This is a genomic window from Nonomuraea glycinis, assembly GCF_014646515.1.
In the GTDB taxonomy this organism is placed as follows: domain Bacteria; phylum Actinomycetota; class Actinomycetes; order Streptosporangiales; family Streptosporangiaceae; genus Nonomuraea; species Nonomuraea glycinis.
Genome location: NZ_BMNK01000003.1, coordinates 806,798 through 832,566, shown reverse-complemented (window position 1 = coordinate 832,566; position 25,769 = coordinate 806,798). Strand labels below are relative to the sequence as shown.

30 protein-coding genes are annotated in these 25,769 nt (G+C 69.2%); 11 read left to right on the top strand and 19 right to left on the bottom strand.

The genetic code is table 11. The features are described 5' to 3' along the window. Positions 1-40 precede the first annotated feature (40 nt). The 3 genes from IEY87_RS13375 to IEY87_RS45690 all read right to left on the bottom strand — a co-directional run bounded on the left by IEY87_RS13375 (position 41) and on the right by IEY87_RS45690 (position 2,589). Positions 41-1,378, bottom strand: a complete 1,338-nt coding sequence (locus tag IEY87_RS13375; protein ID WP_189138867.1) for a hypothetical protein — start codon at positions 1,376-1,378, stop codon at positions 41-43. Continuing rightward, entirely contained in the window at positions 1,375-1,953 is a 579-nt protein-coding gene (locus tag IEY87_RS13370; protein WP_189138866.1) for a hypothetical protein, read from the bottom strand. Before IEY87_RS13370 ends, IEY87_RS13375 begins: the two co-directional genes overlap by 4 nt. 168 nt (positions 1,954-2,121) lie before the next feature. After that, entirely contained in the window at positions 2,122-2,589 is a 468-nt protein-coding gene (locus IEY87_RS45690; protein WP_225276985.1) for a hypothetical protein, read from the bottom strand. A 267-nt stretch (positions 2,590-2,856) separates the two neighbouring features. Between IEY87_RS45690 and IEY87_RS13360 the strand changes: the two genes are divergently transcribed. From IEY87_RS13360 to IEY87_RS13345, 4 genes are all read left to right on the top strand, one after another. Further along, positions 2,857-3,522 (top strand): HNH endonuclease family protein, encoded by a 666-nt coding sequence (locus IEY87_RS13360; RefSeq protein WP_225276984.1) that lies wholly within the window; start codon positions 2,857-2,859, stop codon positions 3,520-3,522. Between the two features lie 87 nt (positions 3,523-3,609). After that, a complete protein-coding gene (locus IEY87_RS13355; protein WP_189138865.1) occupies positions 3,610-4,563 on the top strand; it encodes an endonuclease/exonuclease/phosphatase family protein in 954 nt (317 codons plus the stop codon). Between the two features lie 90 nt (positions 4,564-4,653). After that, complete coding sequence (locus IEY87_RS13350; protein WP_189138864.1) at positions 4,654-6,129, top strand: AAA family ATPase; 1,476 nt, start codon at positions 4,654-4,656, stop codon at positions 6,127-6,129. 111 nt (positions 6,130-6,240) lie between these two features. After that, on the top strand, positions 6,241-6,420 hold the full coding sequence (locus IEY87_RS13345) for a hypothetical protein (RefSeq protein WP_189138863.1): 180 nt from the start codon (positions 6,241-6,243) through the stop codon (positions 6,418-6,420). Positions 6,421-6,506: 86 nt separating this feature from the next. Here the strand turns inward: IEY87_RS13345 and IEY87_RS13340 are convergent, their stop codons facing one another. The 5 genes from IEY87_RS13340 to IEY87_RS13320 form a co-directional block, all read right to left on the bottom strand. Further along, positions 6,507-7,991, bottom strand: coding sequence for an ATP-binding protein (locus tag IEY87_RS13340; RefSeq protein ID WP_189138862.1), 1,485 nt, complete (start codon positions 7,989-7,991; stop codon positions 6,507-6,509). Positions 7,992-8,077: 86 nt separating this feature from the next. Next, positions 8,078-8,818, bottom strand: coding sequence for a DUF4097 family beta strand repeat-containing protein (locus tag IEY87_RS13335; RefSeq protein ID WP_189138861.1), 741 nt, complete (start codon positions 8,816-8,818; stop codon positions 8,078-8,080). 182 nt (positions 8,819-9,000) lie between these two features. Further along, a complete protein-coding gene (locus IEY87_RS13330) occupies positions 9,001-9,843 on the bottom strand; it encodes an LLM class flavin-dependent oxidoreductase (protein ID WP_189138860.1) in 843 nt (280 codons plus the stop codon). A 154-nt stretch (positions 9,844-9,997) separates the two neighbouring features. Beyond that, the gene (locus IEY87_RS13325; protein WP_189138859.1) at positions 9,998-10,345 is read right to left on the bottom strand and encodes an STAS domain-containing protein; all 348 of its coding nucleotides are present in this window, start codon (positions 10,343-10,345) and stop codon (positions 9,998-10,000) included. Between the two features lie 35 nt (positions 10,346-10,380). Then, the gene (locus IEY87_RS13320; RefSeq protein ID WP_189138858.1) at positions 10,381-11,805 is read right to left on the bottom strand and encodes an LCP family protein; all 1,425 of its coding nucleotides are present in this window, start codon (positions 11,803-11,805) and stop codon (positions 10,381-10,383) included. Positions 11,806-11,886: 81 nt separating this feature from the next. Between IEY87_RS13320 and IEY87_RS13315 the strand changes: the two genes are divergently transcribed. After that, positions 11,887-12,903 carry a glycosyltransferase family 2 protein gene (locus IEY87_RS13315; protein WP_189138857.1) on the top strand — a complete coding sequence of 339 codons (1,017 nt, stop codon included), beginning with the start codon at positions 11,887-11,889 and terminating at the stop codon, positions 12,901-12,903. An 81-nt stretch (positions 12,904-12,984) separates the two neighbouring features. Here the strand turns inward: IEY87_RS13315 and IEY87_RS13310 are convergent, their stop codons facing one another. Further along, complete coding sequence (locus IEY87_RS13310) at positions 12,985-14,274, bottom strand: IspD/TarI family cytidylyltransferase (RefSeq protein WP_189138856.1); 1,290 nt, start codon at positions 14,272-14,274, stop codon at positions 12,985-12,987. Between the two features lie 116 nt (positions 14,275-14,390). On the opposite strand from IEY87_RS13310, the gene IEY87_RS46655 reads away from it, so the two are divergent. The 6 genes from IEY87_RS46655 to IEY87_RS13280 all read left to right on the top strand — a co-directional run bounded on the left by IEY87_RS46655 (position 14,391) and on the right by IEY87_RS13280 (position 20,154). Next, positions 14,391-15,836, top strand: coding sequence for a CDP-alcohol phosphatidyltransferase family protein (locus IEY87_RS46655; RefSeq protein WP_268241356.1), 1,446 nt, complete (start codon positions 14,391-14,393; stop codon positions 15,834-15,836). After that, positions 15,833-16,456 (top strand): DUF5941 domain-containing protein, encoded by a 624-nt coding sequence (locus IEY87_RS46650; protein ID WP_189138854.1) that lies wholly within the window; start codon positions 15,833-15,835, stop codon positions 16,454-16,456. The genes IEY87_RS46655 and IEY87_RS46650 overlap by 4 nt, the downstream gene beginning before the upstream one ends. A 78-nt stretch (positions 16,457-16,534) precedes the next feature. After that, positions 16,535-17,269: a phosphocholine cytidylyltransferase family protein gene (locus IEY87_RS13295; RefSeq protein WP_189138853.1), complete on the top strand. Its 735-nt coding sequence runs from the start codon at positions 16,535-16,537 to the stop codon at positions 17,267-17,269. A 27-nt stretch (positions 17,270-17,296) separates the two neighbouring features. Beyond that, the gene (locus tag IEY87_RS13290) at positions 17,297-18,337 is read left to right on the top strand and encodes an iron-containing alcohol dehydrogenase family protein (RefSeq protein WP_189138948.1); all 1,041 of its coding nucleotides are present in this window, start codon (positions 17,297-17,299) and stop codon (positions 18,335-18,337) included. Then, positions 18,315-19,082 carry a CDP-alcohol phosphatidyltransferase family protein gene (locus IEY87_RS13285; RefSeq protein ID WP_189138852.1) on the top strand — a complete coding sequence of 256 codons (768 nt, stop codon included), beginning with the start codon at positions 18,315-18,317 and terminating at the stop codon, positions 19,080-19,082. The genes IEY87_RS13290 and IEY87_RS13285 overlap by 23 nt, the downstream gene beginning before the upstream one ends. 187 nt (positions 19,083-19,269) lie before the next feature. Next, entirely contained in the window at positions 19,270-20,154 is an 885-nt protein-coding gene (locus IEY87_RS13280; protein WP_189138851.1) for a glycosyltransferase family 2 protein, read from the top strand. Between the two features lie 6 nt (positions 20,155-20,160). Here IEY87_RS13280 and IEY87_RS13275 read toward each other — a convergent pair whose 3' ends face one another. The 10 genes from IEY87_RS13275 to IEY87_RS13230 are packed head-to-tail and all read right to left on the bottom strand — an operon-like array spanning position 20,161 to position 25,764. Beyond that, positions 20,161-20,877, bottom strand: coding sequence for an acetoacetate decarboxylase family protein (locus IEY87_RS13275; protein ID WP_189138850.1), 717 nt, complete (start codon positions 20,875-20,877; stop codon positions 20,161-20,163). A 54-nt stretch (positions 20,878-20,931) separates the two neighbouring features. Further along, positions 20,932-21,225 carry a gas vesicle protein K gene (locus IEY87_RS13270; RefSeq protein ID WP_225276983.1) on the bottom strand — a complete coding sequence of 98 codons (294 nt, stop codon included), beginning with the start codon at positions 21,223-21,225 and terminating at the stop codon, positions 20,932-20,934. Positions 21,226-21,227: 2 nt separating this feature from the next. Then, entirely contained in the window at positions 21,228-21,458 is a 231-nt protein-coding gene (locus IEY87_RS13265; protein WP_189138848.1) for a gas vesicle protein, read from the bottom strand. Further along, positions 21,455-22,234 carry a GvpL/GvpF family gas vesicle protein gene (locus IEY87_RS13260; RefSeq protein ID WP_189138847.1) on the bottom strand — a complete coding sequence of 260 codons (780 nt, stop codon included), beginning with the start codon at positions 22,232-22,234 and terminating at the stop codon, positions 21,455-21,457. The genes IEY87_RS13265 and IEY87_RS13260 overlap by 4 nt, the downstream gene beginning before the upstream one ends. Further along, positions 22,227-22,610 carry a gas vesicle protein gene (locus tag IEY87_RS13255; RefSeq protein WP_189138846.1) on the bottom strand — a complete coding sequence of 128 codons (384 nt, stop codon included), beginning with the start codon at positions 22,608-22,610 and terminating at the stop codon, positions 22,227-22,229. The genes IEY87_RS13260 and IEY87_RS13255 overlap by 8 nt, the downstream gene beginning before the upstream one ends. Next, complete coding sequence (locus IEY87_RS13250; protein WP_225276982.1) at positions 22,610-23,011, bottom strand: gas vesicle protein GvpO; 402 nt, start codon at positions 23,009-23,011, stop codon at positions 22,610-22,612. Before IEY87_RS13250 ends, IEY87_RS13255 begins: the two co-directional genes overlap by 1 nt. Before the next feature lie 4 nt (positions 23,012-23,015). Next, positions 23,016-23,288 (bottom strand): gas vesicle protein GvpG, encoded by a 273-nt coding sequence (locus IEY87_RS13245; RefSeq protein WP_189138845.1) that lies wholly within the window; start codon positions 23,286-23,288, stop codon positions 23,016-23,018. Further along, the gene (locus IEY87_RS13240) at positions 23,285-24,085 is read right to left on the bottom strand and encodes a GvpL/GvpF family gas vesicle protein (RefSeq protein WP_189138844.1); all 801 of its coding nucleotides are present in this window, start codon (positions 24,083-24,085) and stop codon (positions 23,285-23,287) included. Before IEY87_RS13240 ends, IEY87_RS13245 begins: the two co-directional genes overlap by 4 nt. A gap of 1 nt (position 24,086) precedes the next feature. Beyond that, positions 24,087-24,482 carry a gas vesicle protein GvpJ gene (gene gvpJ / locus IEY87_RS47410; protein WP_189138843.1) on the bottom strand — a complete coding sequence of 132 codons (396 nt, stop codon included), beginning with the start codon at positions 24,480-24,482 and terminating at the stop codon, positions 24,087-24,089. A 28-nt stretch (positions 24,483-24,510) separates the two neighbouring features. Beyond that, the gene (locus IEY87_RS13230; protein ID WP_189138842.1) at positions 24,511-25,764 is read right to left on the bottom strand and encodes an SRPBCC family protein; all 1,254 of its coding nucleotides are present in this window, start codon (positions 25,762-25,764) and stop codon (positions 24,511-24,513) included. Positions 25,765-25,769 lie beyond the last annotated feature (5 nt).

Sequence of the window (25,769 nt, the reverse complement as noted above, 5' to 3'; positions counted from 1 at the left end):
AAGGCACTTTTCTTATGTGAATGATCAAGTCTGGCGAAATTCACCGTGAAAGCCCGAGGCTAGCGAGCTTGCCCACGGGCGCTCCCTGATCTCCCGCGTCCATTACCCACTTGCCGAGGTCGGCCTCGGCCCGGAGTTCTCCTCCCCGGTCGACGAGTGTCACACGACTGACCTGCATCTCTTCGTGGACTGCGGATGAAAGGCCCGTGATGTCCGCGTCGAGCAGAAGGTTCCGCCCCTGCTCGACCTTGACCTCAACCTGCGCGGTCGGTCCAAGCAAGGTCAGGTGCTGGACCCTGTACGCCTCCAGACGAGGCTCCAGATCCGACCAGGCAGGCATGCGATGTGTGCTCTTGACCTGCCCGAATCGCCTCCGGTCCGAGGCGAGGAGCACGTGGAAGCCGTCCGCTTCGAGCGCGAGCGAGCGCTCGGACACTCTCCAGCGAGGAAGTTCCACGTCGAACAACTCTGGAGGACGATTCTCAAGCGCGAGGATCAGACCGCGGAATCGATCAAGGTTCGCTGTGACGAGGTTGTCGAGGTTCGGATTCGGGGCGATGTTCACGAAGGATTCGAGCTGCTCCAGGCTGAGCAGGCCGCCCAGGCGCCTCCAGAACGGCGGATCTTCCAGGGAGGGGCTTTCGAACAACTCCGCCAGGAGTTCCCGGGCCTCCGTGTCCGAAAGGCTGCCATCCAGGGCGTCGTCTCCCGGAAAATCCTCAAGTTCGTGGCCGTGTGACCTCCACATCAATTGCATGAATCTGTTCAGCCGATGGCTGTGATCCTCTGAAAGGAAGTTGCCGAACGTCGACACGGCCATGGCCGTGGTCGCCACGTTTCCAGCAAGGAGCGCATCCATGCTGTTGCTCGCGATCGCGGAGACAGACGTGGCCTGCTCATCCAGCATCACGCCCTTGCCTCCGCGGATGAGGCTGCCCGCCACCATCCGCCCCAGGGACTGGGCTGTGATGCTGGGCTGGGCGATCTCCTCCAGTGCGGTGACCTGTGTGATCAGAGTCGCGTCATCGCCCTCAGGCAGCTGTTCGGGTGGTTCGGTCTCCCGGCGCAACGCAACGAACATGGGGGCATCCGCTGCGGCGGCAGCCATGTCGGCGGCGACATCCGGGGTGTCTAGGTGAAACCGCAGGAAGACCTGTCGCTGCTTGGCGATGCCGCCCTCACGCCAATCAATGACAAGGTCGGGGATGTAGTTGTGCGTGAAGTAGGTTGTGGACCTGATTCCGAGGCGTCGGTCGAATCTTTGTAGCTCTTCCGCGATGACATGCTTTGTCCGGCGTGCGGCATCATCCCTATCGGCAACTTCAAGGGCGTTGTCAATGGCCACTTCGATGGCAGTGGGTGCCGCCCGGGAACTCACGAGGCGTCCTTGATGGCTTGAGCCTTCACATGCATAAAGTATTCGGGACGCATCATCAGTTCACTGTGCTTATCGGACAAAATGAGCAACCATAGTCTTGAGGCGACCAAATTCATCCGCTCACCGGTAAGCTTAGCGCCGCCGAGGATGTGCGGATGTGCGTAGCAAGCGGTCGACAGTTCCGTCGGAGAAGCTAGCTCCTGCCAGCGCGTCGCCGAATGCGGAGACCAGCTGATCCAGAAGAACTGAGTGTTCTTGTCCAACTGAGTATCGAGCATGTGGCACGTCACCGCATAGCAGTTGACCAGGAACTCCTCGTACTGCTTCTTGAGGTCGCTCTGTTTTTCGTATTTCTTAACTTCGGCATAGAAGTCGCGCCCCGGCGGGTCCAGGAAGTGTCCGGCCATGTCGAATCTGTGCACTGTGAGGTCGGGTCTCCGCAGGGTTGTGAAGCGTTCATTGTCGTAGACCGTCCACGGCACATCCAGGCGAGTGGTGTAGTTCAGCCATCGTCGGGCGAACTCCACGCCTTCTTTGGCCTTTACATGCTCTGCTTCCGCAACCATATCTTCCACAACGTAGATCGATCCATGCGGTTCGTGAACCCTTCGAATCGAAGTCGTTATGCAAATAGCGGCTCGTAAATTGCGAACAGGTGTTCAATGTGAGTGTGTCAGGTGGCCGATTCGCGCATATCTGCCGGACCAAAACCATTGATGATGGTTGGCGCCGCCCGACCTTGACTACAGGTCAGAAGGTTCTTGGTTGGCGCTCCGCTCGTCTCGGCTCCAGATCTGGGTGGCTCGAGGGAGGTCTTCGATGCCGCCGCCTTCCGGGATCATGCCCCAGAGGAAGGGGATCAGGTATCGAGGTGGTTCGCCCAGGAGCTCGGCCAGTTCGTCCTCGGTGACGGTGAGGGTGAATCCGGAACCCCGTTGCCGCGGGTTCCATCCTTGTTCCAGGGCTCGTCGGATGCACCCGGCGACGAGGACGGGACGGACGGCGATCGTTCGCTCTCCTAGCCAGTTGTCCGGCCGGGCGAAGGGGAGTGACACCACGAGAACGCCTTGCGGCTCCTCGGCTCGCTCGACGGCGAAGCGGAGCGGGGTCCAGCCATTGCCCTGATAGTAGGTCGGCCTGTGGCGGATCCGCCAGCGGTAGACGGTGCCGTCGACAGTGATGAGCCGCGAGCCCTTCTTCGGCATTGCCACTGTCGCCTCCAGGCTCCGCTGCTGCTCTGTGGGCGTACAGAATCAGCGAGAAGTGATGCAAGACGCCCGACAGCGTAGCCCCCGCTCGTCACGATGATCGAGCTGTTTTGCTGACGCCGGTGGGACCTGGCCCAGCCCGGGGTCTGGAGATTGAGCCGGTTAATTTACTACGCGCTCGCGGACATCTCGGTTCTTATGCATCGCCGTCTGGGGTCGTACCTGCGACTGGCCCGAATATCGTCGTCGCGGGTGGGGATGACGCTGGGCATGGGTGAAACGATGATCTTCCTGAGACGAGCTACGCACGTCGCCTTACTCATGCTCGTGGTCATCCCGATCACCGCGGCCATCGCCGCTCCGCAGGCGGCGGCCGAGCCCCGTAAGCGATCACAGGCCGAGACCGCGGCCCTGGCCCGGCGCATGCTGGCGCAGCTCAAGGTCGCCAGGCCCCTGTCCATCCGGGGCTACAGCCGCATGAGGTTCCAACCCCGGTGGGCGCCGCACAAGGGCAAGTGCGACACGCGAGAGACGGTCCTGGCTCGCGACGGGCGGCGCGTCCGCCGCGACGCGGCCTGCCACCCGGTCAAGGGGCTCTGGTACAGCCCGTACGACGGCAGGCGGCTGAAGAGCGAGAAGCGCGTGGACGTCGACCATGTGGTGCCGCTCGCGTACGCCTGGCGCTCGGGTGCCAAGCGGTGGAGCCAGGCCAGGCGGCGCGCCTTCGCCAACGACCTCACCCGCCCCGAACTGCTCACCGTCAGCCACTCCGCCAACATCGCCAAGGGCGGCCAGGGTCCGCAGAGCTGGCGCCCACAACGCCGTGCTCACTGGTGCCGGTACGCGAGCTCATGGATCACCGTGAAACGCCACTACCGGCTCTTCGTGACCCGTAAGGAGAAGGTGGCCCTGCTCAACATGCTGCGCACCTGTTGAGGCCGGACATCGGCCGTATCACGGGGTGAACAATCCCGACGTTCAGGACGTCAGACTGATCACGCATCCCCTGGCGTAAGGAACGTGATGCAGCACGCGGCTCCCGGGAAGAAGTCCGGCCGTATTCTCGCGGTGCTCGCCGTGCTGGTCGCCGGACTTCTCGTGTTCCCCCATGTGGTGCCCAACATCGTGGGCAATCTCGGCAGCCTGCTGGAGACGTTCCTGCCCTGGCTCGGGCTGGCCGTTCCCGTGCTGCTCGGCTTGGCGCTGTTACGTCGCTCGGCCCTGGGGGCGGCGGCCGTGGCGCTGCCCGCGACAGCCTGGGCCGTTCTCTTCGGCGGGCTGCTGCTGCCCACCGACCCCGGAGCGGCACACGATCTGAGCGTGCTCCAGCACAACGTCGACGACGAGAACCCCGACCCCGCCGGCACCGCGCGCGCCTTGGCCGCGGCCGGAGCCGACCTGATCGCTCTCGAAGAACTGATCCCTGACGCACTGCCCACCTACCGGGCCGCCCTCGCGTCCGGCTACGCGCACCATGCCGTCGTGGGCACCGTAGGACTGTGGTCCACCTACCCCCTCACGGACACCCGGCCGGTGGACATCAAACCCGCGGACATCGAAGCCGAGTGGAGCCGCGGGTTGCGGTCCACCGTACGGATGCCGTCCGGCGACGTGGCCGTGTACGTCGCGCACCTGCCCTCGATCCGCCTGGGGTTGCCCGACGGCTTCGCCTCCGGCAGAAGGGACGAGAGCGCCGCCGCACTGGGCGCGGCCATCGCCGCGGAACGGCTGAACAAGGTCATTCTGCTGGGCGACCTCAACGGCACCCTCGACGACCGCGGCCTGGCCCCGATCGTCTCCCGGCTGACCCCGGCGAGATCAGGCTTCGGCTTCAGCTGGCCGGCCGGCTTCCCTCTCGCCCGGATCGACCACGTCATGACCCGCGCCGCGACCCCCACCACCACCTGGACCCTGCCCCCCACCGGCAGCGACCACCTGCCGGTGGCGGCCCGTTTCGACCTTGATCCTTCGCTATGAATTTCGGCTGATCAGCGTGCTGCAGCAGGAACGTGTGAGTTCTCAGAAGTATACTTCTGAGAACTACACCTCTGTATCTTCGGAGCGCTGATGCTGGGAAAGCCGGATCATGTCTTCGACAGAGCCCGGGAGTGGCAGGGCCTGACCCGGTTCGTGTCCGGTGGGGCCGCGTCGGCGCAGCAGGTCGGCGCGACTCTGGGCGTGGTGTCCGGCCGGCGGCGGCAGGGGAAGAGCTTCCTGCTGCAGGCTCTCGCCGAAACGACCGGTGGCATGTACTTCGCCGCCACCGAGGCGACCGAGGCCGAATCGCTCAGGCTGTTCAACGAGTCCCTGACGCGGTACACCCGCCAGGTCGCCGAGTTTCCCTTCCGCGACTGGAACGACGCGATCCCGTACATGTTCCGCGTCATCCGCGACCAGCGAGTGCCGGTGATCATTGACGAGTTCCCGTTCCTGACCAGAGCCTCGCCCGCGTTGCCGTCCATCATCCAGCGCGAGCTCGGCCCGGGGGGCAGCGGCAGGGACAGCCTGGTGCGGCTGGTGCTGTGCGGCTCGGCCATGTCCGTCATGGGGAAGCTTCTGGCGGGGCAGGCGCCGTTGCGTGGCAGGGCAGGGCTTGAGCTGGTCATCCACCCGTTCCGGTATCGCGAGGCAGCGCGCTTCTGGGGCATCACGGATCCTCGGCTGGCGGTGCTCGTGCACGCCGTGATCGGTGGTACTCCGGCATACCGCTACGAGTTCACGCAGAGTGACAGGCCTGCGGACGTGGCCGATTTCGACTCCTGGGTGTGCCGGACGGTGCTCAACCCGCAGACACCGCTGTTCCGTGAGGCGCGATACCTCCTGGCGGAGGAGGCTGAGATCCGCGACACCGCTCTCTATCATTCGGTGCTCGCGGCCATCGCATCCGGTAACGCCACCAATGGTGGCATAGCCAACTTCGTCGGGCGAAAGTCTGACCAGATCACCCATCCGCTCAAGGTCCTGGAGGATTGCGCGCTCATCACCCGTGAGCCGGACCTGTTCCGGTCCGGGCGAGCCCGCTACCGGATCGTGGAGCCACTGATCACCTTCTATGAGGCGATCATGCGGCGGCGGTGGCCGGAGTTGGAGATTCACCGCGCCGAGAGCGTATGGGGATCGATGCGGCCCACCTTCCTCGCCCAAGTCGTAGGGCCGCATTTCGAAGCGTTGTGCCGCGATTTCGCCCTGCACGCCGATGAGAGCCTCTACGGCGGCTTCCCCGCCGAGGTCGGAGCAGGAGTGGTGGCCGATCCGGCGAACCGGACCCAGATCGAGATCGACGTGGCGGTTCTCGCCCCCCAGGAGTCGGGGCGGCCGCGACGAGTTCTCTCCCTCGGAGAGACGAAGTGGGGAGAGGTTATGGGCACCCACCACGTCCAGCGCCTGGCCAGGGCGAGAGACCTGCTGGCAGGTAAGGGATACGACACCGGCGACACCGTCTTGGCGTGCTACAGCGGGTCGGGATTCACCGATGACCTGCGTACGGTCGCGAAGAACGATCCTCGCGTCCTCCTGATCGGCCTTGACCGGCTCTACGGGTAAGGGGCGGTCGCCTCGCGCGGGCGGGATCCGTCTGTGCGTTAGATCGTCCTGGCGTGGGATACAAGATGGTCGGGCGTCCTCAAGGTCCCCCTGAGAACTGTGGAGGTACGCATGATGCGAACGACCGGCCGGAAGACGATGTTGGCCGCCGCTGCCATGGTGGCCGTCCTAGGTCTGACCGGTGCGTGCGGAGGCGGAGGCGACGACGGTGACGACGACCCGGACGTGGTCAACACCCAGGCCCCGGACAATGACCAGGACAACGACCAGGACGGCGACGACAACGACTGAGGGAGTCCCCTCTCGGGCAGGGCGAGTGAAGGCGGCCGTCGCAGGGCGGTCGCCTTCGCCGTGCGGGCGCCGGCGATCACGCATGATCAACCCTGACCGTACAACCGCTCCAGATCGACGAGTTCGGTGTTGTCACGGGAGGCGGCCGTCCGGACCAGGTCCGGGGTGAATCCGGTCATCGAGAAGAGGGCGACGATCGTCTCGGCGGTGTCGTAGCCCTCCCGTGCGAGCAGCGCACGGATGCCGTCGAGCCGTTCGAGATCGGGGAGCCCACGGCGGGGGAGCGTCGCCTTGGCCTCGCCGATGAGGCGGACCCGCCTGCCGTCGATGGCGATCACGTCGATGTCGTGCTTCGCTCGTCCCGCATTGTCCCGGACGCTGCCGAAGCCGACTTCGCCGAATCCCGTCGGCCGGTCAAGCTCGTCCGGGGCGAAGCGGTGTACCCAGTCGCGGGAGAGCTCTTCGAAGTGCGGGCCGAGGATGTCGGACCGGAAGGTCGGGGCGGCCGCCCGCCACACTGGCTCGGTGCGTCCCAGCTCGAGTCGGCCGAGATAGGGGGCCGTGATGAGGCGGTCGAACCGGATGATCGGGTCGCACACCGAGATCGTCGGTTTCCGCTGCCGCAGCAGGTCGTGCGCGCTGTGGAGATATCCGGCCGACCGCAGGACGCCGATGGGATGGCGGACGGAGTTGCCGTCGCGGCCGATCGCCGCTCCGATCTTGGCCGGCGTGTGCGCTCCCTGCGCGACAGCGCTGAGGATGTCGTAGTAGAGGGAGCGGGCGGTGATGCGCGGGTCCTCGCGCAGGAGATAGTCGACCTCTGTGCGGGTGAACACGCTGACGTCGACCGCCAGGAGGTTGTCCATCACCCATCCGTCGAAGCCGTCGGCTGCCGCCGGGGTAGTGGTCATCAGCGGGCGGTAGCCGGGGATGCCACCGACGCATGCGTGTACGCGGAAGGCAGTCGCCGGATCGTGGATGTCCCACAGTTGGGCGGCTTCGCGAAAGTCCAGCGCGTTGAGGCGCATGTCGAGCATGGCGCGCCCGCGCAAAGGTTTGGTGCCGGAGAGCAGGTCGTGCATGACGCTGAGCGCGGATCCGCAGAGTATGAGGCGGCCGGTGGGGCCGCGGCCCTGCTGCGAACCGTCGTAGAGGTGCTGGATCAGCGACGGGAGCTGCGGAGCGTTCGCCAGGAGGTAAGGGAACTCGTCGATGACCACCAACGGTGGACGGCCCTCGGGGGCGACCCGCGCCGCGGTCTCCATGGCAGCCCTCAGCAGGCGCTCCCATGACTCCGGCTCCCCACGCACCGCATCACCCAGCCCCGCGTGCCTGGCGATGGCGGACGCGAACCTGCGCCTGGCCGCGAGATCACCCTCGTCCTGCACGCTGGTGATGAAGAGGCCGCCCTGTTCGTCGCAGACGGCGCTAAGCAACTGCGTCTTGCCGGTGCGACGGCGGCCGGACACGAGCCCCAGACGCAGGGGTCCGTCCCGTCCTCCCTCGACCAGGAAGCGCTCCAGCACGCGCCACTGACGATCCCTGCCTACGATGTCGGCCGGCTTGCGCATGTGGTTCCCCCATCCGTCGACATCAGCGTAACTGGACTTACCTTATTTGGTGTAAACCCAGTTACGCTGTTTCGGCTCGGGTGGAGTCATGACGGGTTCGCGGTGAGGCGGACGTCTCCGGAGGTGCTTCTGGCGACGATGGTCCGTGGGCTCTTGGTGTCCTTGAGCTCGGAGCGCGCCCGGCCTTCCTTGCTCTTGACGGTGATCGCGTACTCGTCCTTCGGGACGTTCACTGTCACTTGGCCCTCGCTGGAGCGCGCGTCCAGCCTGGCAGGGGGTACGGCGAACGTCAGGTTGATCGTTCCTGAACGGGTGAGCGCCTTGACGTCAGTCGACCGGAGGCCGTTCCCGGCGATCAGGCCGTCCCCGCCGGCCAGGCGGAGCTTGCCCGTGGTCCCGTAGAGCCTGATCGCGCCCTCGGCGGACACGTCCGCGTCGTGGGTGATCTTGTCGAGGATGACGCCGTCGTCTCCGGCGTCGATGACCAGGCGGATGCCGGGCGGCACACGGATGTGGTAGCGGCCGCCGCAGTCGCCGAGGATCATCTGGCAGTTGGCGTCGAGGCGCAGAGTGCCGTTCTCCAGGGTCCACGAGGAGTGGCCGTCCCCTGCTGCCTTGCCGCGCAGCCACCGGTCCACCCGCACCTCGCCGCCGGTGCCCGGCAGGATTCTGAGCCCGCCGAGGGTGGAGGTGATGGTCAGGGTGCCGCCGGTGTGGGGGAAGGCGCGCGCCGAGTGCACCTGCTCGGCGTTCAGCGTGCAGCCGGTCAACCCCATGGTTCCGACCAGGCCGACCGTAGCTGCCGCTAGCGCCACATTTCTTCTCATATGGCGATCGTGGCTTGTCGGCGAAGCCGGAGAATCGGCCGACCGGTCAATCCGCATCCGCCATTCGGCCATGCTTCCCCGCCGCCCGCGAGACTCACGTCCGAAGGTACGTCTTCCGCACCGCCGGCGAACTTCCCGGCCGAAGGTACGTCCTCCGCCCGCGAGCGGGACCCGTACAGGAACTACAGAGCCGACAGCAGCCGATTGACGTGGGACAGGGGGTCGGAGCCGATCGGGCGGACCGCAACCGTGCCGGCCCCCGCCGCCCACAGCCCCTTGACCTGAGCCGCGGCCTCCTCGGCGGTGCCGGCGGCCAGTGTCACCTCCTCAGGCGTGACCTTCAGGAACTGGGCGGTGTCGGCCACGATCGGACCGGTCGCCCCCGCCACGTCGTCGCCGATGTACAGGTGGGTGAACGTCACCAACTCGTGCTCGCCGATCGCGCCGATCCGCTCCAGGGCCGCGCCGATGCGCTTCGGGCCGAAGCCCTCCGGGAGGATCGTGCCCTGCGCCACCCGGCCGGACAGGGCCAGCGAGCGAGGGCCGAGCACGCCCGCCAGCACCGGCGGGACCTCCTGCGGCGGGTGGACCAGCGAGAGGCCGTCCAGGTGGACCGACGTGCCGTGCAGGGTCACCGTCTCGCCGCGGAGCAGGGCGCGGACGGCGGTGATCGTCTCTTCCAGCAGCGCCAGCGGTGATGGCGCGGCCACGCCCGCCTGGGCCATCCAGGCCGGCACGCCGTGGCCGATGCCGGCGGCGAGCCGTCCGGGGTGGAGGCGGGCGAGGTTGGCCAGCTCCATGGCCAGCAGCATCGGGTTGCGCAGCGGCGCCGGGGTGATGCCGATGCCGACGCGCAGCCGGGAGGTGGCCGCCAGGGCGGTGGCCGCCGAGGAGATGCCGCCCGTCCAGCCCAGATCCTCCACCACCCACAGGTCGTCGACCGCGGGCAGGCCGTCCAGGGCTTCGGCGAAGGGCGTCAGCCGCTCCGGCGGCAGGTCCCGGTCGAAGATCACGCCAAGTCTCATGCTGCCCTCCAGGAGACGTCCCCCGCGCGAGCGGTGGATCATGAATGATCATACTCAGCCGGCGGTCGTCAGGCGCGATGGGGTGACGACCGGGCCGCAGAGCTCAGTGCGATGGGGTGATGGCCGGGCCGCAGAGCTCAGTGCGGTCAGGTGATCAGGCGGCGGCGCTCAGGGCGGTGCGTGCTTCCTGGAGGGACGCGCACGTCTCGAAGTGGCCGTCCAGATTGGTGATCACCAGCAGGTGGCTGATCATGCCAGGGCCGAGCACCAGGATCAGCCTGCCGTGGGTGTGTCGCGCGTGGTTGAGCAGGGACACCAGCACGCCGAGGCCCACCGAGTCGCAGAACGGCACCGCGGTCAGGTCGATGACCAGCCTGAGTGGGTCGGCCGAGGCCAGCACCTGGTCGAGCTCGGCCCGCAGGCGTGGCGCGCCGGAGACGTCCAGCTCGCCCACGATGTGCAGCACCGTGCAGAGGTCCTCCTGCCAAAATGTGACCACCATGACGATTTACGTGCCCCGGACTTGACCCGCCATACCTACTTTTTGCAAATGGTCTGCGTCGCGGTCTCCGCTGTGGGGGTGGCGGCCGGGGTCGGGGTGGCCTTCGGCTTGGCGACCTTGAGCTGGTCCTGGCCGGTGATCACTTCGATGCCCTTGATGTCGGCCTTGCGGAGCTCGGCGCCGGGAATGGCGGCGGCCACCGTGCGCGCCGCTTCCTCCTGACCCGCGCCGTACCGTACGAGCGTCTTCTTGTGGTCCTTGCTGGGGGTGTTGCCCGCCGTGTCCGGCACCTGGAAGCCGTAGGCGAGCAGCGCCGTCCTGGTGCGGGCGCCGAGCCCGTTGACGAGCGTCCCGTTGAGCACCTTGAGCGAGACGCGCGCCGGCGGGACGGCGGGCTTGGCTGAGGGCTTGGCCGACGGGGTCGCGCTGGGCTCGGCGAGGTTCTCGTCGGCCTTGATGCGGCGGAACATCTCGCGGGCGGCCGCCTTGTCCCAGAGCACCGCCGACTCGCCGGTGGGCGCCTTGTAGTCGACCTCGGCCAGGGGTACGTCCACGAACTGGACGTTGTCCAGCTTGACGTCCCTGAGCTGGCCGGCCAGCCCGAGCAGGCCGTCGTCGGGGTCGACCTTGACGGTGCCGAGCGTGGTGTTGACGAAGGAGGCCAGCTTGGCCGGGTTGGCCAGGGTGCCCGCGCTCAGCGCCCGGTCGAGCAGCGCCGAGATGACCTGCTGCTGCCGGTCGATGCGGTCGAGGTCGGAGCGGGCGGTCGCGCGGGTGCGGGCGTAGCCGAGCGCCTGCACGCCCTTGAGCTCGTGGGTCCCGGCGGCGAGGTTGAGGCCGGTCTTGGGGTCGTTGATCGCCACCGGCGTGCACACGGTGACGCCGCCGAGGGAGTCCACCACGTCGACGAAGCCGAGCACGTTGACCTCGATGTAGCGGTGGATCTCCAGGCCGGTGGCCTGCCTGACGGTCTGCAGGGCGAGTTTCGGGCCGCCGAACTGGTAAGCCGAATTGATCTTGTGGTCGCCCTTGCCGGGGATGGTCGTCCAGGAGTCGCGCGGCAGGCTCACCACCGTGACCTTGCTGTGGTCCTCCGACAGGTGGATGACCATCATGGTGTCGGTGCGCTGCCCGGACTCGCGGCCGAGCTTGAGCTCGTTCTGCTTCTTACGGGTGAGGTCGTCGCGTTTGTCCACGCCGACGAGCAGGATGTTCTCGGCGCCACGGGGCGGCGTCTTCGCGACGCCCGCGTCGACGGCGCCGATCTGGCGGGGAGTCGCCCACACCACTCCGGTGCCGATCAGGACCCCCACCGAGAGCAGGCCCGCGAGAAGCGCGTTGCGGCGCCGCGCCCTGGCACTCCTGCGGGGCTTGCGTGGCCGTCCGCCGGCGAGCTTGACGCCGCCGTAGGCGTCTCCGCCCACGTGCACCCCGGCGTCCTCCTCGCTCGGGTCCCGCATGGCCCTCCCCCTCTGGATGCCCGGAGGATTGGGCCATCGGTTGCCTTCCTCCTCTGCTCGTACAGTAGCGTGAGCCCCGCCATGAAGCAGTTCCCCGACTCGCCGCACGCGCCAGCGGAGACGCGTGGCTGGCCGCCCATCTCCGTCGTCATGCCGGTCCTCAACGAGGAGCGGCACCTACGCGAAGCCGTCGACCAGGTTCTCGCCCAGCACTACCCGGGTGAGATCGAGGTCGTCCTCGCCATAGGCCCATCGCACGACCGCACCCAGGAGGTCGCCGACGCCATCGCGGCGTCCGACCGCCGGGTGATCGTCGTGCCCAACCCCACCGGCCGCACCCCCAACGCGCTCAACGCCGCGATCGGGGCCTCCCGTAACGCCATCATCGCCAGGGTCGACGGGCACGCCATGCTGCCCCCCGACTACCTGCGGGTGGCCGTCGAGACGCTCACCGAGACCGGCGCCGACAACGTCGGCGGGGTGATGGCCGCGGAGGGCATCACGCCCTTCGAGCAGGCCGTCGCCTGCGCCATGACCTCCAAGATCGGCGTGGGCGCCGCGGCGTTCCACGTGGGAGGCACCGCCGGCCCCGCCGACACGGTCTACCTGGGCGTCTTCCGCCGCTCGGCGCTCGACCGGGTCGGCGGCTACGACGAGCACTTCCAGCGCGCCCAGGACTGGGAGATGAACCATCGCATCCGCCAGAGCGGCGGGCTGGTCTGGTTCCAGCCCCGGATGCGGGTCTCCTACCGGCCGCGGCCCAACGTCAAGGCGCTGGCCAAGCAGTACTTCCACTACGGCAGGTGGCGGCGGGTGGTCTCGCGCACCCACGAGGGCACCATCAACCTGCGCTACCTCGCGCCGCCGGCGGCGGTGCTGGCCATGCTGCTCGGCGTGCTGGTCGCGCCGTTCTTCCCGCTCGGGCTGGTGATCCCGGGCGGCTACGTGGTGGCCATCGTGGCGGGGTCGGCGCTGACCGGCAGCGGCCTGTCCGCCGCCGCGAAGCTCAGGCTGCCGCTGGTCTACGCCGCCATGCACCTGTCATGGGGGTGGGGGTTCCTCACCAGTCCGCGAAAACTGGCCCGCGCTCCCCGCTGACGCGACGCCCGGCCTACCGGTCAGGTGCCGATCACCTGACCGGTCAGGCCCGAGATCAGCACGTCCAGGCAGGGCTGACGGTCAGGTGCCGATGATCTGACCGGTCTGGCCGGAGGCGAGCACGTCCAGGCAGGCTCGTGCGGACGTACGGGCGCTGACGCAGCCGACGCGGACGCCGTCGGCGGCCCACTCCTCGGCCAGCGCCCTGGCCAGGGCGGTCGTCGCCGCCCTGGCCGAGACGGCCAGACTCGTGTCGCCGGCGGCCGTCCGCAGCAGCAGCCGGCCGCCGCTCTCGCGCAGGTGGGGGTGGGCCGCGCGGGCGACGTTGATCGCCCCGAGGCAGCCGGCGGCGACGGCCTCCTCGGCGGCCTCGATCAGGGTGCCGGGCGGCAGGTCCGCCACGTGCACCACATGGTCGACGACGCCCGCCCCGGCCAGCGCCTTCGCCACCGCCTCGGGATCGTCGGCCCGCGGGAAGGCGAGCACCCGGGCGCCGTGCGCCGCGGCCAGCGCGGCGAGCTCGTCGTCCCCGCCGAACACCGCCATGGTCTTCCCCGCCAGCGCCTGCCGGTAGCCGTCCGGTACGCCCGACACGGCCGGTACGCCCGACACGTCCGGTACGCCCGACACGGTGGGCTCGTCCGCCACGACCGGCCGCAGCAACTGCTCGGCGATCGACAGGTCGATCGGGTGGGTGACCTTCATGTTCCGCTCGCTGCCCGGCACCAGCACGATCGGCACCTCGGGCAGGTAGCGCAGCACCACGCCGCAGTCGTCGGTGGCCGGCCGGCCGGCGAACTCGGGGTCGGCCATCGCCAGCTCGTAGGCCCGCCTGATCACCGACAGCCGGAAGCCCTGCGGCGTCTGCGCGCGCCGCAGCCGTGACCGGTCCAGGACGTCGGCCACGATCTCCGTGCCGTCCGGCCCCGGCCCGGCCACCAGGACGGTGTCGGAGCTCGCGATCGCCACCTCCACGGCCGTATGCCGCTCCAGCGCCCGTACACACTCCGTGATGATCCGGGGCTCCAGGAGGGGGCGTACAGCGTCGTGCAGCAGCACGTTGCACTCCTGCGGGCCGAGCGCGTGCAGCGCCCGCCAGGTGCTCTCGGTGCGGGTGGCGCCGCCCTCGACGATCTGGACGACCTTGTGGAAACCGCCCTCGCGGACGAGCTCCCTGACCGGCTCGGCGTACCCGGGCGTCATCAGCACGACCACCTCGTCGATCTCGGCCGAGCCCTCGAACAGGGCGATCGTGTGCTCCAGGATCGTCCGGCCGGCGAGTTTGACGAGCTGCTTGGGGGTGCCGGCGCCGACCCGCTGACCAACGCCGCCCGCGAGGACCACCCCGACGGAACGCAGCCGAGAATTCATACTTTCGAGGGTAACGGTCTGGTTCCGTGATATCGCGATGACCTGTCGCTACTGTGAGTCCACGCACTCCCTCTGCGAACGGGAGGACCTGCGCTTTGCCCGACTCACTGACCCGCGTGAGCACGACCACGTCCGTGGTCCTGCTCGCCACGACTCCGGCCGCACGGCTCTCGTGCGCCGACGGCACGCTGCTGGACCGGATCACCGGGCAGCTCGCCGCCTTGCCCATCAGCGACGTGCAGGTGGTCACCGCCGGCGGCGGCCTCGGCGCCGACCTGCGCGGCATCGCCAAGATCGCCCGCGCCTCCGCGGAGTCGGTGGCCGTGCTGCCCGCCGACGTCGTCGCCCACACCGAGGCGCTGGCCATGCTCCTGGAGCACCCCGCGCACGACACGCGGGCGCTCGTCCACGCCGGCGTGCCGGACGGGCCGACGCGTCCTCCGCTGCGTTCTCCGGTACGGATCGAGGGCGGCAAGATCATGGCGTCGGGCAGCTCCTTCCACACCGTCCCCGAGGCCAACGCCACCTTCGCCGGCGTGCTCCAGGCCGGCGTGTCCGACCTGCCCACCCTGGCCGACATCGCCGAGGAGCTGGCCGACCTGGCCGACGCGGGCCGGCTCGGCCCGGTCACCCCGGTGGAGGCCGTCGATCTGCTGCTGGTCGGGCTGGTCAGGTCGGGCGTCCGGGTCCGCGCGGCCGCGCTCGGCGAGCTGCACTGCGACCGGGTGACCGGCCAGGACTCCGCCGACAGCGCGGTACGCCGCCTCGCCGACGTCGACGAGGCCCAGGTCCGCCTCGACAGCGCGGTCAAGTCCAACGACGGCTTCTTCACCACGTTCTTCGTCTCGCCCTGGTCGCGCCACCTGATCCGGCCCGCCGCCGCGCTGAAGCTCACCCCGAACGCGGTCACCGGCATCTCGGTCGGCCTGGCGGCGCTGTCGGCGGTGTGGTTCTCCGCCGGCACCCTCGGCGGGCGGCTGGCCGGGGCCGTGCTGCTCTACCTGTCGTTCGTGCTGGACTGCCTCGACGGCCAGCTCGCCCGCTACACGCGCGGCTTCTCGCCGCTCGGCGCGTGGGCCGACGGCATGGCCGACCGGCTCAAGGAGTATGTCGTCTACGTCGGGCTGGCCTACGGCTACGTCGCCGTCCAGCCGTTCCCGAGCGGCAACCCGCACGGGATCTGGTTCCTCGCCGCCGCGGCGATGATCCTGCAGTCCGTACGGCACGCGCTCCACTATTCCTACACCGGCGCGATCTACGACGCCGGCCGGGTCGGCGCGCTGTGGGCCAAGCCGGTGCGCTCCCTGCTGGAACCGTCCGACGCCGGCCGCCGCCGCGTCCCCCGGCAGGGCGTGCTCAGGCTCGCCCAGCGCCTGGAGCGCGAGAGCGTCGCCCACTGGCTACGAAAGGCGATCGTGCTGCCGATCGGAGAGCGGATGGCGCTGATCGCCGTCACCACTGTCGTGTTCGACGCCCGGGTGACCTTCCTCGCCCTGCTCGGCTGGGGGAGCTTTGCCGCTCTCTACCAACTCGCCGGGCGGATCGTGAGGTCGGCCGAATGAGCTCTGTGCACATGATCCCGGTGCCGGGCAGCAAGGTCGTCGCCTACCGCGACGACGGTCCGCTCTCGCGCGGCATGGGCATGCTCGTGGCCGGGCAGCTCCCGCCGCTCCCGCCGCTGATCGCCGGCGCCTTCGTCACCGGGGTGCTGCTGCTGATCGGCGTGGCCGGGACCGACGGCGTCGCGGTCTTCGCGCCCGCCGTGACGCTGCTGCTGGCCGGGCCCGGCAGCTCCCATCCGCACGACGGCAGGCTCGACTGGTTGTCGCCGCCGATCCTGCGGGTGATCGAGTACACCTTCGTCGCGGCCTGCGGGTTCGCGCACGGGGTGCCGCCGCTGCTGATCTTCATCCTGCTCGGGGCGATCGTCTTCCACCACTACGATCTGGTCTACCGCCTGCGCCAGAACGTCTATCCGCCGCCCTGGCTGGCGAGCCTCGGGCTCGGCTGGGAGGGACGCTCGATCGTGGTCGGCCTGGCCGTGCTGGTGGGCTGGACCGGGGGCGGGTTCGCCTTGCTCGCCCTCTATCTGTGGGGGGTCTTCGGCTGGGAGAGCCTGACGTGCTGGCTCGTCGCACCGCCGTCCCGGGTGGAGGAGGCGCTCGCGGAAACGCAAGACTAACGGCGGATTACCCGCGCAGGGCCCAAAGCCAACTAATCTTTGGGACCTACGTAGTCATGCTCGACTGAGGAGTGCACGTTGCTGGGAATGGTGCTGGCCGCTGGAGCCGGACGACGCCTGCGGCCGTACACCGACACGCTGCCCAAGGCGCTCGTGCCGGTCGACGGTGAGACCACGATCATGGACATCTCTCTGCACAACCTCGCCGAGGTGGGGTTGCGCGAGGTGGTGGTCATCATCGGATACGCGGCGCAGGCCGTACACGATCGTAAGCGGGAGCTGGAGGAGCGGCACGGCGTCGAGCTCACCCTCGTGCACAACGACAAGGCCGAGGAGTGGAACAACGCCTACTCCCTGTGGTGCGCCCGCGACTACTTCGCCCAGGGGGCGCTGCTGGTCAACGGCGACACCGTGCACCCGGTCTCGGTGGAGAAGACGCTGCTGGCGGCGCCCGAGACGAGCGACATCCTGCTCGCCGTCGACGACGTCAAGAAGCTCGCCGACGAGGAGATGAAGGTGACCCGCGCCCCGGAGGGGTCGCTGCGGCGCATCACCAAGCTGATGGACCCGGCCGAGGCCTACGGCGAGTACATCGGGGCGACCCTCATCCGTCCCGGCGCCGCGACCCGGCTGGCGGACGCGCTGCAGGCGACGTTCGAGCGGGACCCGCAGCTCTACTACGAGGACGGCTATCAGGAGATGGTCGCGCGCGGGGAGCAGATCCACCTCGCGCCCATCGGCGACGTCGACTGGGTCGAAGTGGACAACCACGAGGACCTGGCCAAGGCCCGCACCATTGCCGTCCGCTACTGAGGGGGCCGGATGCCGCTTCTAGCGAGGATGCTGCCCGCGCCGCTGCACATCGAGGTCAGGCGCGGAGCCGTGGCGCAGCTCGGCGCGCTGCTGGCCGACAGCCGGGTGGCCACGTCCGGCCGGGTCGCGGTGGCCGTCGGCCCCGGCCAGGGCGACCACATCGAGAGCCTGATCGCCCCCACCCTCGGCGAGGCCGAGGTCTTCCGGGTCGCGGACGGGTCGGTCGAGGCCGCCGTCTCGCTCGGCGCCGACCTGCGTAAGGGCGCCTACGAGGTGGTGGTGGGCGTGGGCGGCGGACGCACCATCGACGCCACCAAGTACGGCGCGTCGCTGGCCGGCATCCCGATGGTCGCGGTCGCGACCAACCTGTCCCATGACGGCATCTGCTCGCCGACGGCCTCACTGGTGTACGACGGCGGCAAAGGCACCTTCGGTGTGCCGATGCCGCTGGCGATCCTGGTGGACCTGGACTTCGTGCACAGCGCGCCCCAGGCGCTGGTCCGGTCGGGCGTCGGTGACGTGGTCAGCAACCTGTCGGCCATCCAGGACTGGCACCTGGGCAACCTCGAGCGCGGCGAGCCCATCGACGGGCTCGCCTGCTCGATGGCCCGCACCGCCGCCGAGGCGCTGATCGGCCGCGTCGACTCCGTCGAGTCCGACGATTTCCTGACCGTTCTGGCCGAGTCGTTGATCCTTTCCGGCATGTCCATGGTGATCGCGGGCTCGTCCCGGCCCGCGAGTGGTGGAGACCATGAGATCCTTCATGCCGTGGATCAGCTTTTCCCCGGCACCTCCAACCACGGCGAGCTCGCCGGGATCGGTGCCGCCTTCTGCTTCTTCCTCCGGGAGGACGCCCCCCGGCTGGCGCAGGTCACCGACTGCCTGCGCCGGCACGAGCTGCCCGTCGTCCCCGCCGACATCGGGCTGACCGGCGAGCAGTTCGCGCAGGCCGTCGTGCTGGCCCCCGCCACCCGCCCCGGCCGTTACACGATCCTGGAGCACCTGCGGCTGTCAGAATCCGAGATTCGCGATCGGGTGGAGGACTATGTCCGGGCCTACGGTCGCTGACCTGCGGCGGGTCGCTCAGCCCGCGGGTCATCTGGAGCGCCGCAACGGCGAGCACTGGGCAGGCGTGCTCTACATGCGCCGGTTGTCCATTTATGTCACCTGGTTGATGTCCAAGACCTCGGTCACGCCCAACCAGCTCACCTGGGTGATGACCGTGGCCGGGGTGCTGGCCGGAGTCGTGCTGGCGCTGCCGGGGCTGTGGGCGGCCGTGGGGGCGGCCCTGCTCGTGCAGGTCTACCTGCTGCTGGACTGCTCCGACGGCGAGCTGGCCCGCTGGACGGGCAAGACCTCGCTGACCGGCGTCTACCTCGACCGCGTCGGCGCCTACTTCACCGAGGCCGCACTGCTGGCCGGGCTGGGCTGGCGGGCCTCGGCCGTGCTGCCCGACTGGTACACCGTGCTGGGCTTCGCGGCCGCGCTCGGCGCCATCCTCATCAAGGCCGAGACCGACCTGGTGGACGTGGCGCGGGCCAAGGGCGGCCTGCCGGCCGCGACTGAGGCGTCCGTCGGGCAGTTCCGTTCGGGGCTGCTGGGGCTGGCCAGGAGGGTCGTGGGGGCCACGAAGTTCCACCGGATCATGCAGCCCATCGAGCTGTCCATGATCGCGCTGGTGACGGCGGTGATCGACCTGGCGACCGGCGACCTGCTGGCCACCCGGGTGCTCGTCGTGGCCTGCGTGGTCGCGGCAGGGCTGCAGACAGTGCTCCATCTCGTCAGCATTTTGGCATCGAGGCGGCTTGTGTGATCTCAAGTCGGAACCGTCCGCGCCCCGCAACCGTCGTATTGATCGGACGTCCACGGTTCGGTGGGGGTTCACTATCGGTTCCGATACGCTTAGCTTCACCCATATCAAGAATCAGGCAGACCAGCAGACTCGGTGATCATGAAAGAATGCTCCGCCCGTGCTCTCGACGCGTCAGGACGATGATTCGTTGAAGATCTCGTGCGTCATCCTCACCATGGGCAACCGGATCGCGGAGCTGGACCGGGCGGTCGAGTCCGCGCTCAATCAGGTCGACGGCGACGTCGAGGTAGTGATCGTCGGCAACGGGGCCGATGTGCCCGAGGTGTCGGCGACGCCGCCCGTAGGCTCGTCAGCGATCGTGAAGACGATCCGGCTTGACCAGAACACCGGCATTCCAGCGGGCCGTAATCGCGGCGTCGAGGAGTGCTCCGGTGACGTGGTGCTGTTCCTCGACGACGACGGCTGGTATGCCAACCACAAGGTCGTGGCCCACGTACGCGATCGTTTCGCGACCGAGCCCGACCTGGCGGTGATCTCCTTCCGGGTGATGGACCCCGACGGCGGCATCGGCCAGCGCCGGCACGTCCCGCGCCTGCGGGCCGGCGACCCCGAGCGGTCCTCGCCGGTCACCACCTTCCTGGGCGGGGCGTCCGCCATCCGGCGCTCGGCCTTCCTCCAGGTGGGCGGGCTGCCCGAGCGGTTCTTCTACGCGCACGAGGAGACCGACCTGGCCTGGCGGCTGCTCGGCGAGGGCTACCGGATCGAGTACGACGCCGAGACCGTCATGTACCACCCGCAGGTGCCGCCGACCCGGCACGCCGAGTTCTACCGGCTCAACGCGCGCAACCGGGTGTGGCTGGCCCGGCGCAATCTGCCGTGGCCGCTGGCGGCGCTCTACCTGCTCGACTGGGTGGTGCTCACGCTGATCCGGGAGCGGCGGTCGGGGGTGGCGCTGAAGGCGTGGTTCACCGGGTTCTTCGAGGGCCTGCGCACACCCGCCGGCGAGCGGCGTCCGATGGCCTGGCGGACCGCCTGGCGCATGGTCAAGCTGGGCCGCCCGCCGATCGTCTGAGGGGCGTCAGCCCTGGGGCTCGGCCTCCCGCAGCGACATGGCGGTGCGCGTCACCGTCGTGGACAGCAGCGGGCGGCTGGGCAGGCCCAACTCGCTGAGCTCCTTGGCGATCGGGTGGTTGCCCAGCCGGATGAGCGCGCCGCTCGGCCGGACGCGGACACCGCGCGCCTGCACCTTCATGGGGACGCGCCTGGTGACGCCCTCACGGTGGGTGAAGGCGTCGAAAGCGATCAACGGGCTCGGCCCCGGCAGCGGGACACCCGGTTTGACCAGCATGTCCAGCACGAGCCGGCCGTCCTTACGCAGGATGCACCGCTTGTACGGCGAGGCGAGCCGCAGGTCGATGTCCGCCTGCTCCTTGGGAAAGCCCCACAGCGTGCGCCCGGCCTCCATGGTGAAGCGCTGGTCGACCGGCAGCCAGTGGATGAAGGCGGCCGCGTCGCGCAGGTCACCCGGCCGCGTCCAGCCGGTGGACCCCGGCGGCCTGATCAGGAAGGCCATGCCGAACTCGTGGTAGGCGTCGAGGTCGCCGTCACGGTAGTCGGCGAACAGCAGCACGCACACCGCCTTGCCCGGGAGGATCTCCGCCACGTCCAGCCCCGAATAGGCGATCACCGCCCGCGCCGCGTCGGCCCGCACCGCGTACGCGGCACCGCAGAACGACGCGTCCCGCACCCGGACGGGCATGGCGACCGTCCGTCCCTCGATCAGATGCGGTGCCATGGCTTCAGTACACCAAACGGGAATGGCCCCTGACCACCCTTCCCGAGGCGCGTCTCAGTCCTGGGGCAGGAGCGTTCCAAGCGGCCCCAGATCGAGGTTCAGGTCCGACGGCGACAGGCCGAACCGCTCACAGAGCTCGTGCATCGCGTCCTCTAGCCGCATCAGGGTCAGGCCCAGCGTCTCCACCTGCTCGTCCGACAGATCCCCCTGCTCCATCCGCCGCACGCATTGGCGCTCCACCAGCTGGCGGATGAGCTCCACCAGGGTGAGCACGAGCCGGGACAGGTCGCGCTCGACCGCCTCGGTGTCGGTCTCGATGCGCAGGCGAGGCGTTCGTGCGTTCTCCATGGTCATCGCCTCTCGGGGAGCTCGAAGGGGCCGTCCTCGGATCGGACGGACATGATCAACGCGCGGATGGAGATGCGGACGAGGTCGATGTCGGCGATGGACAGGATGAGGTCCCCGCTGACGACGACACCGCCGGCGAGCAGCCGGTCCAGCAGGTCGACCAGCGCCACCCGCTCGGACGGCAGCCGCCCCTCCTCGGCCAGCCGCTCGCCGCGCGGCTCGACGTACGTCACGGCGGTGCCTCCGCGTCCAGCTCGGCGAACGAGTAGGGCGCCCACGGGCCGGTGAGCTGCAGGTCCACCCCCGGGCCGCGCAGCCCGTCCAGGGCGGCGGCGAACTCCGCGCTCCGGGGCTCGTCGACCAGGTAGGCGCCGTTCAGGATCATCCAGTCGGAGCGGCCCGACAGCTGCGGATCCTGGGGCCGGTGCAGGTGGCTCGCGACCGCGAGCGCGGTCAGGGCGTGGTGGATCCGCTGCGCCTGCTCGCTCGCGTCGCGCCAGGCGTCCTCGCGGCTGCGCAGGCCGGCCTGCCGCCGCTTCAGATACGCCGTCCCGGCCCCGGCCGCCGCCGGAGCGGCTGGTTCGCGTGCTGTCGGGGTCGGCTGGTCTTCGGTCGGGTGTACGTACGCCTTCACGCCCCATTCCACTCGGCCGGCGATCTGGGAGAGGACCTGGACGAAATCGTCGTGCCGCTGGTCCAAGAGGCGTCGTACCTGGTCGTCGCCGCTGTAGACGGTGACCAGCCGGATGGGGGCCGTCGGCGTGTGCTCCGCGACCGCCGCCACCACGCGGTGGTGACCGCGGGCGGTCTCGCCCAGCCAGTCCAGGTCCTCCATGGACCGGCGCAGCGGCTCCTCGCCGAACTGGTCCAGCGGAACCTCGCTCACGTAGGCGACGAGCTCCGCCTGGATGATCGTCCGCACCGGCCGGTTCGCCACCCCCTTCACGTCGAGGTGGGGAACGTCGAGGTCCAGGGTGACCGCGTACAGATAGATGCCGGTGTCAGCCACGACGGCCGTACCCTTCGGGCGGCAGTTCCTCGGTCACCCGGCCGCGGATGGGCACGTGGGGCTCCACCCCGTCTTCGAGCTCGGCGAGCCGGTGGCGCAGCCGGCGGTTCTCGTCGAGGAGATGCCGATCGCGTCCGGTGAGCCAGGGATCGTGCTCCCACCAGTCGATGCCCATCTCCTTGGCGGTGTCGACCGAGGCGATGATCAGACGGAGCTTGATCGTCAGGAGCTCGATGTCGAGCAGGTTGACCCGGATGTCGCCGGCTATGACCACACCCCGGTCGAGCACCCGCTCGAGAATGTCGCCCAGGTTCGCCTGCTGCCGCTGCCCGGCGGGGGAGTACGGCCGGGCGGGTGAGGGTCGCATCGGCTCCATCACGGCCCCTCTCCCATGCCGCCGCTGCCGCGCCGGTAGCGCTTCACCCGCTGGTAGGACAGCAGCTCGCCGCCCGCGTCCAGCTCGGCCTCGTACAGCGCGAGGATGTCGCCGGAGGACGGGATGCGGCGGTCCTCCACCACCTCGACGCCCACCAGCCACCCGTCGCCTTCCGGCCGCACCCGCGTGACGCCCTCGGTCTCCCGGGAGGTCAGCTCGGCGATGTGCCGCAGCCCGGCCTGGCCCGCCGTGGCGGCCGTCATAGCGGGCGGGCGGCGCTCTGGGCTCGACCGCCGGGGCTCACCGGTCGGCGGCAGCCGCCGAGGGTCGCCGGCCGGCGGCCGGGCAGGTCGTACGGCGCTCGCTGGTTCGTCCTCGCGCACCCGTCTCCTCGTCGGCACGAGCTCACCTCCCCAAATCCCATGAATGCGGCTCGCCGGAGTCCATCAGGACGGGCGGCCCGGTCATCCTTCGCAAGATCTCCTCCATGGCCGCCGCCTGCTCCTCCTCGGAGATGAGGCCGGCGTCGGCCGCTTGCTCCAGCTCCTCCAACTGGCGGCGGACCACCATCGGGTCGCGCATCTGACGCTCGGCCTGCTCCTGGATCAGCTCCCCCAACCGGAGCACGCCCTGCAGCGGCAGCAGCGGCCAGCCGAAGAGCAGCGTGAACAGGTTCATCGCTCGGTCTCCTCTCCCGGGGTCGCGACGAAGTCGTACGGCGCGTGCGGGCCGAGCAGCCGCATCGTGATCCGGCCCTCGGACCGGGCCGCGAACTCGTCGACGACCTCCTCCAGCTCGTCCTCCCGATCCGTCTCGATCAGTACCGCCACCTGCGCGGCGTCATGCTCGTGGGAGGGCGGGCGTTCGACGGTGAGAACGCCGAGCGCCGCCAGATCCTCGGTCAGCGCCTCGGTGTCGGCCTGACGCTTGGCCGCGATCGCCTGCTCCACGAGCTGGCCGAGGTCGATGCGCTCCTGTCTGGTCAGCTCTTCCGGCTGTGTCCGGATCTCCTCGCGCAGCCGGGCGATCTCCGGATTCTCGGCCAGGATCTCGCCGAGCACCGCGCGTTCGACGTAGCGGGCCTTGACCACGTACTCGACCCGCCCCTCCAGCTCGTTGAGCGCCGCGAGGAAGTCGTCATGATGCGGCGCCAGCAGTTCCTCGACCACCCCGTCCGGCGTGGTCATCACCGCCCCGAAGCGGAGCGGGAGCACCGGGACCTCGGCCGCGGTGGCGTCCAGCAGTCGCTCGTGCGCCACGAGGTCGTCGGGGGTGCCGAGCCGGCCGTCCAGCGGGACCTCGCTGACCAGGGCGGCGATCTCGCCGTGCCGGACCAGCCGCACCTCGCCCGGTGGGTCCCCCACCCCGAGCACGTCCTCCGACACCTCCACGTCGGCGGGTACGAGACCGTAGATGTAGGTGCCGGTGCTCCGCTGCTGCACCTCGGCGGCCTCGTGGGTCGTGGCTCCGGCCATGTCAGCCCTCCTCGTGCCGTCGGCGTCGCGCGGACTCCTGGGGCTCCTGATCGCTGTCGAAGTCGTACGGTTGCTCTCCGGCGGCTTCCAGCGCTCCCTGGGCCGGTTCCGCGCCCTTGCCGGAGACCTGGCCCTGTGACGTGATGTCCTTCATCAGCTCGGGCAGCCCCTCGCCGCTGGATTCCGAGAGGTCCAGCCGGTTCACGGCCTCGGCGAAGCGCAGGTAGGTGTCGACGCTGGCCACCACGATGCGCGCATTGATGGTCAGCAACTCGATGCCCACGAGTGAGACCCCGACGTAGGCGTCGATGACGAGGCCCTTGTCCAGGATCGTGTCGATGACGTCTGCCAGGCCAGAGGGGGACGCGCCGCCTCTGGCCACTCCACTCTCACTCATGATGTCCTTTCGCTGATCAGGCCGGGACTCACGAGCGGCGAGCGCCGGTCCGGCGGCGAACCGGGGGCGTCGGCCGTTCCTCTTCTCTCTCGGCGGCCTGACGCCGCCGGAAGGGACGCCGCGATGGCTTCGGCTCCTCGGCCTTCTCCGGCTCGGGCTCGGGCTCCTCTTCCTCCTCGGGCTCCTCCTCTTCCTCTTCGCCCTCTTCCTCTTCGCCCTCTTCCTCTTCGCCCTCTTCCTCTTCGCCCTCTTCCTCTTCGCCCTCGTACTCGGCCTCTTCCTCGGGGGCGCCCTCCTCTTCTTCCTCGCCTTCGTACTCGGCCTCCTCCTCGGGGGCGCCCTCCTCCTCTTCCTCGCCTTCGTACTCGCCTTCCGCCTGCTTCTCCTCCTGCTCCTCGCGCAGCGCGGTCTCGTGGTCCTTGACCACCTCGCTGTCGCGGATCTCACCGCGCCAGCCGTCCTCGATGACGTCATCGGGGTGCAGCAGGCACTCCGACATGACGTGCCGGGCGAAGTGCTTGATCTCAAGCCGGGCCCGCCGGCCCTGCGCCCGCCAGATGTTGCCGGTCTTCTCGAACAGCCCCTGCGGGTGGTATTCGAGGACGACGATGACGCGGGTGAGGTCGGGAGTGAGGGCGTGGAAGGTCACCGCGCCGTCGACGGACCCCTTGGCACCCGCCGACCGCCAGACGATCCGCTGGTCGGGGATCTGCTCCTTGATCGTCGAGTCCCAGGTCCTGTGGGACCAGAAGACCTGCGCCTTCCAGGTCAGCTTCTCGTCGGCTGCCTGCTCGACGTTCTCGACCTTCTTCATGAAGCTCGGGAAGCTCTGGAACTGGGTCCACTCGTTGTAGACGAGCCGCACCGGCGCGCCGATGTCGACGGTCTCGACGATGTTGGTGACCTTCAGCTTGCCCCCTGCCTTGCCCTTCTTCCCGCCGCCACCGAAAATGCCGGAGACCAGGTTCTTCAGGCCGCCTTTGACGGTGTCCTTGGCCATCCCCGTGACGGCGCTCATGAGGGTGTGCTTGGCCGCCTCCTTGACGCCGGTCAGCGCCGATGGGCCCGCGGAGGCGGATTTGCCGGTGACGGCGCCCACGAGGTTCGTCCCGCCGTTCTCCGCGTAGTCGGTGAGCCGGCCGGTCATGGACTCGAGCTTTCCGGTCACCGAGCCGAGCCCCCGTTCCGCCAGGGCCAGGGCGAGATTCTGCAGTTCGGCCGTGAGCCGGCCCGTCGGCAACTGCTCCTTGAGCTTTCCGGTCGTCTTCGTCTGTTCAGTCATCGATG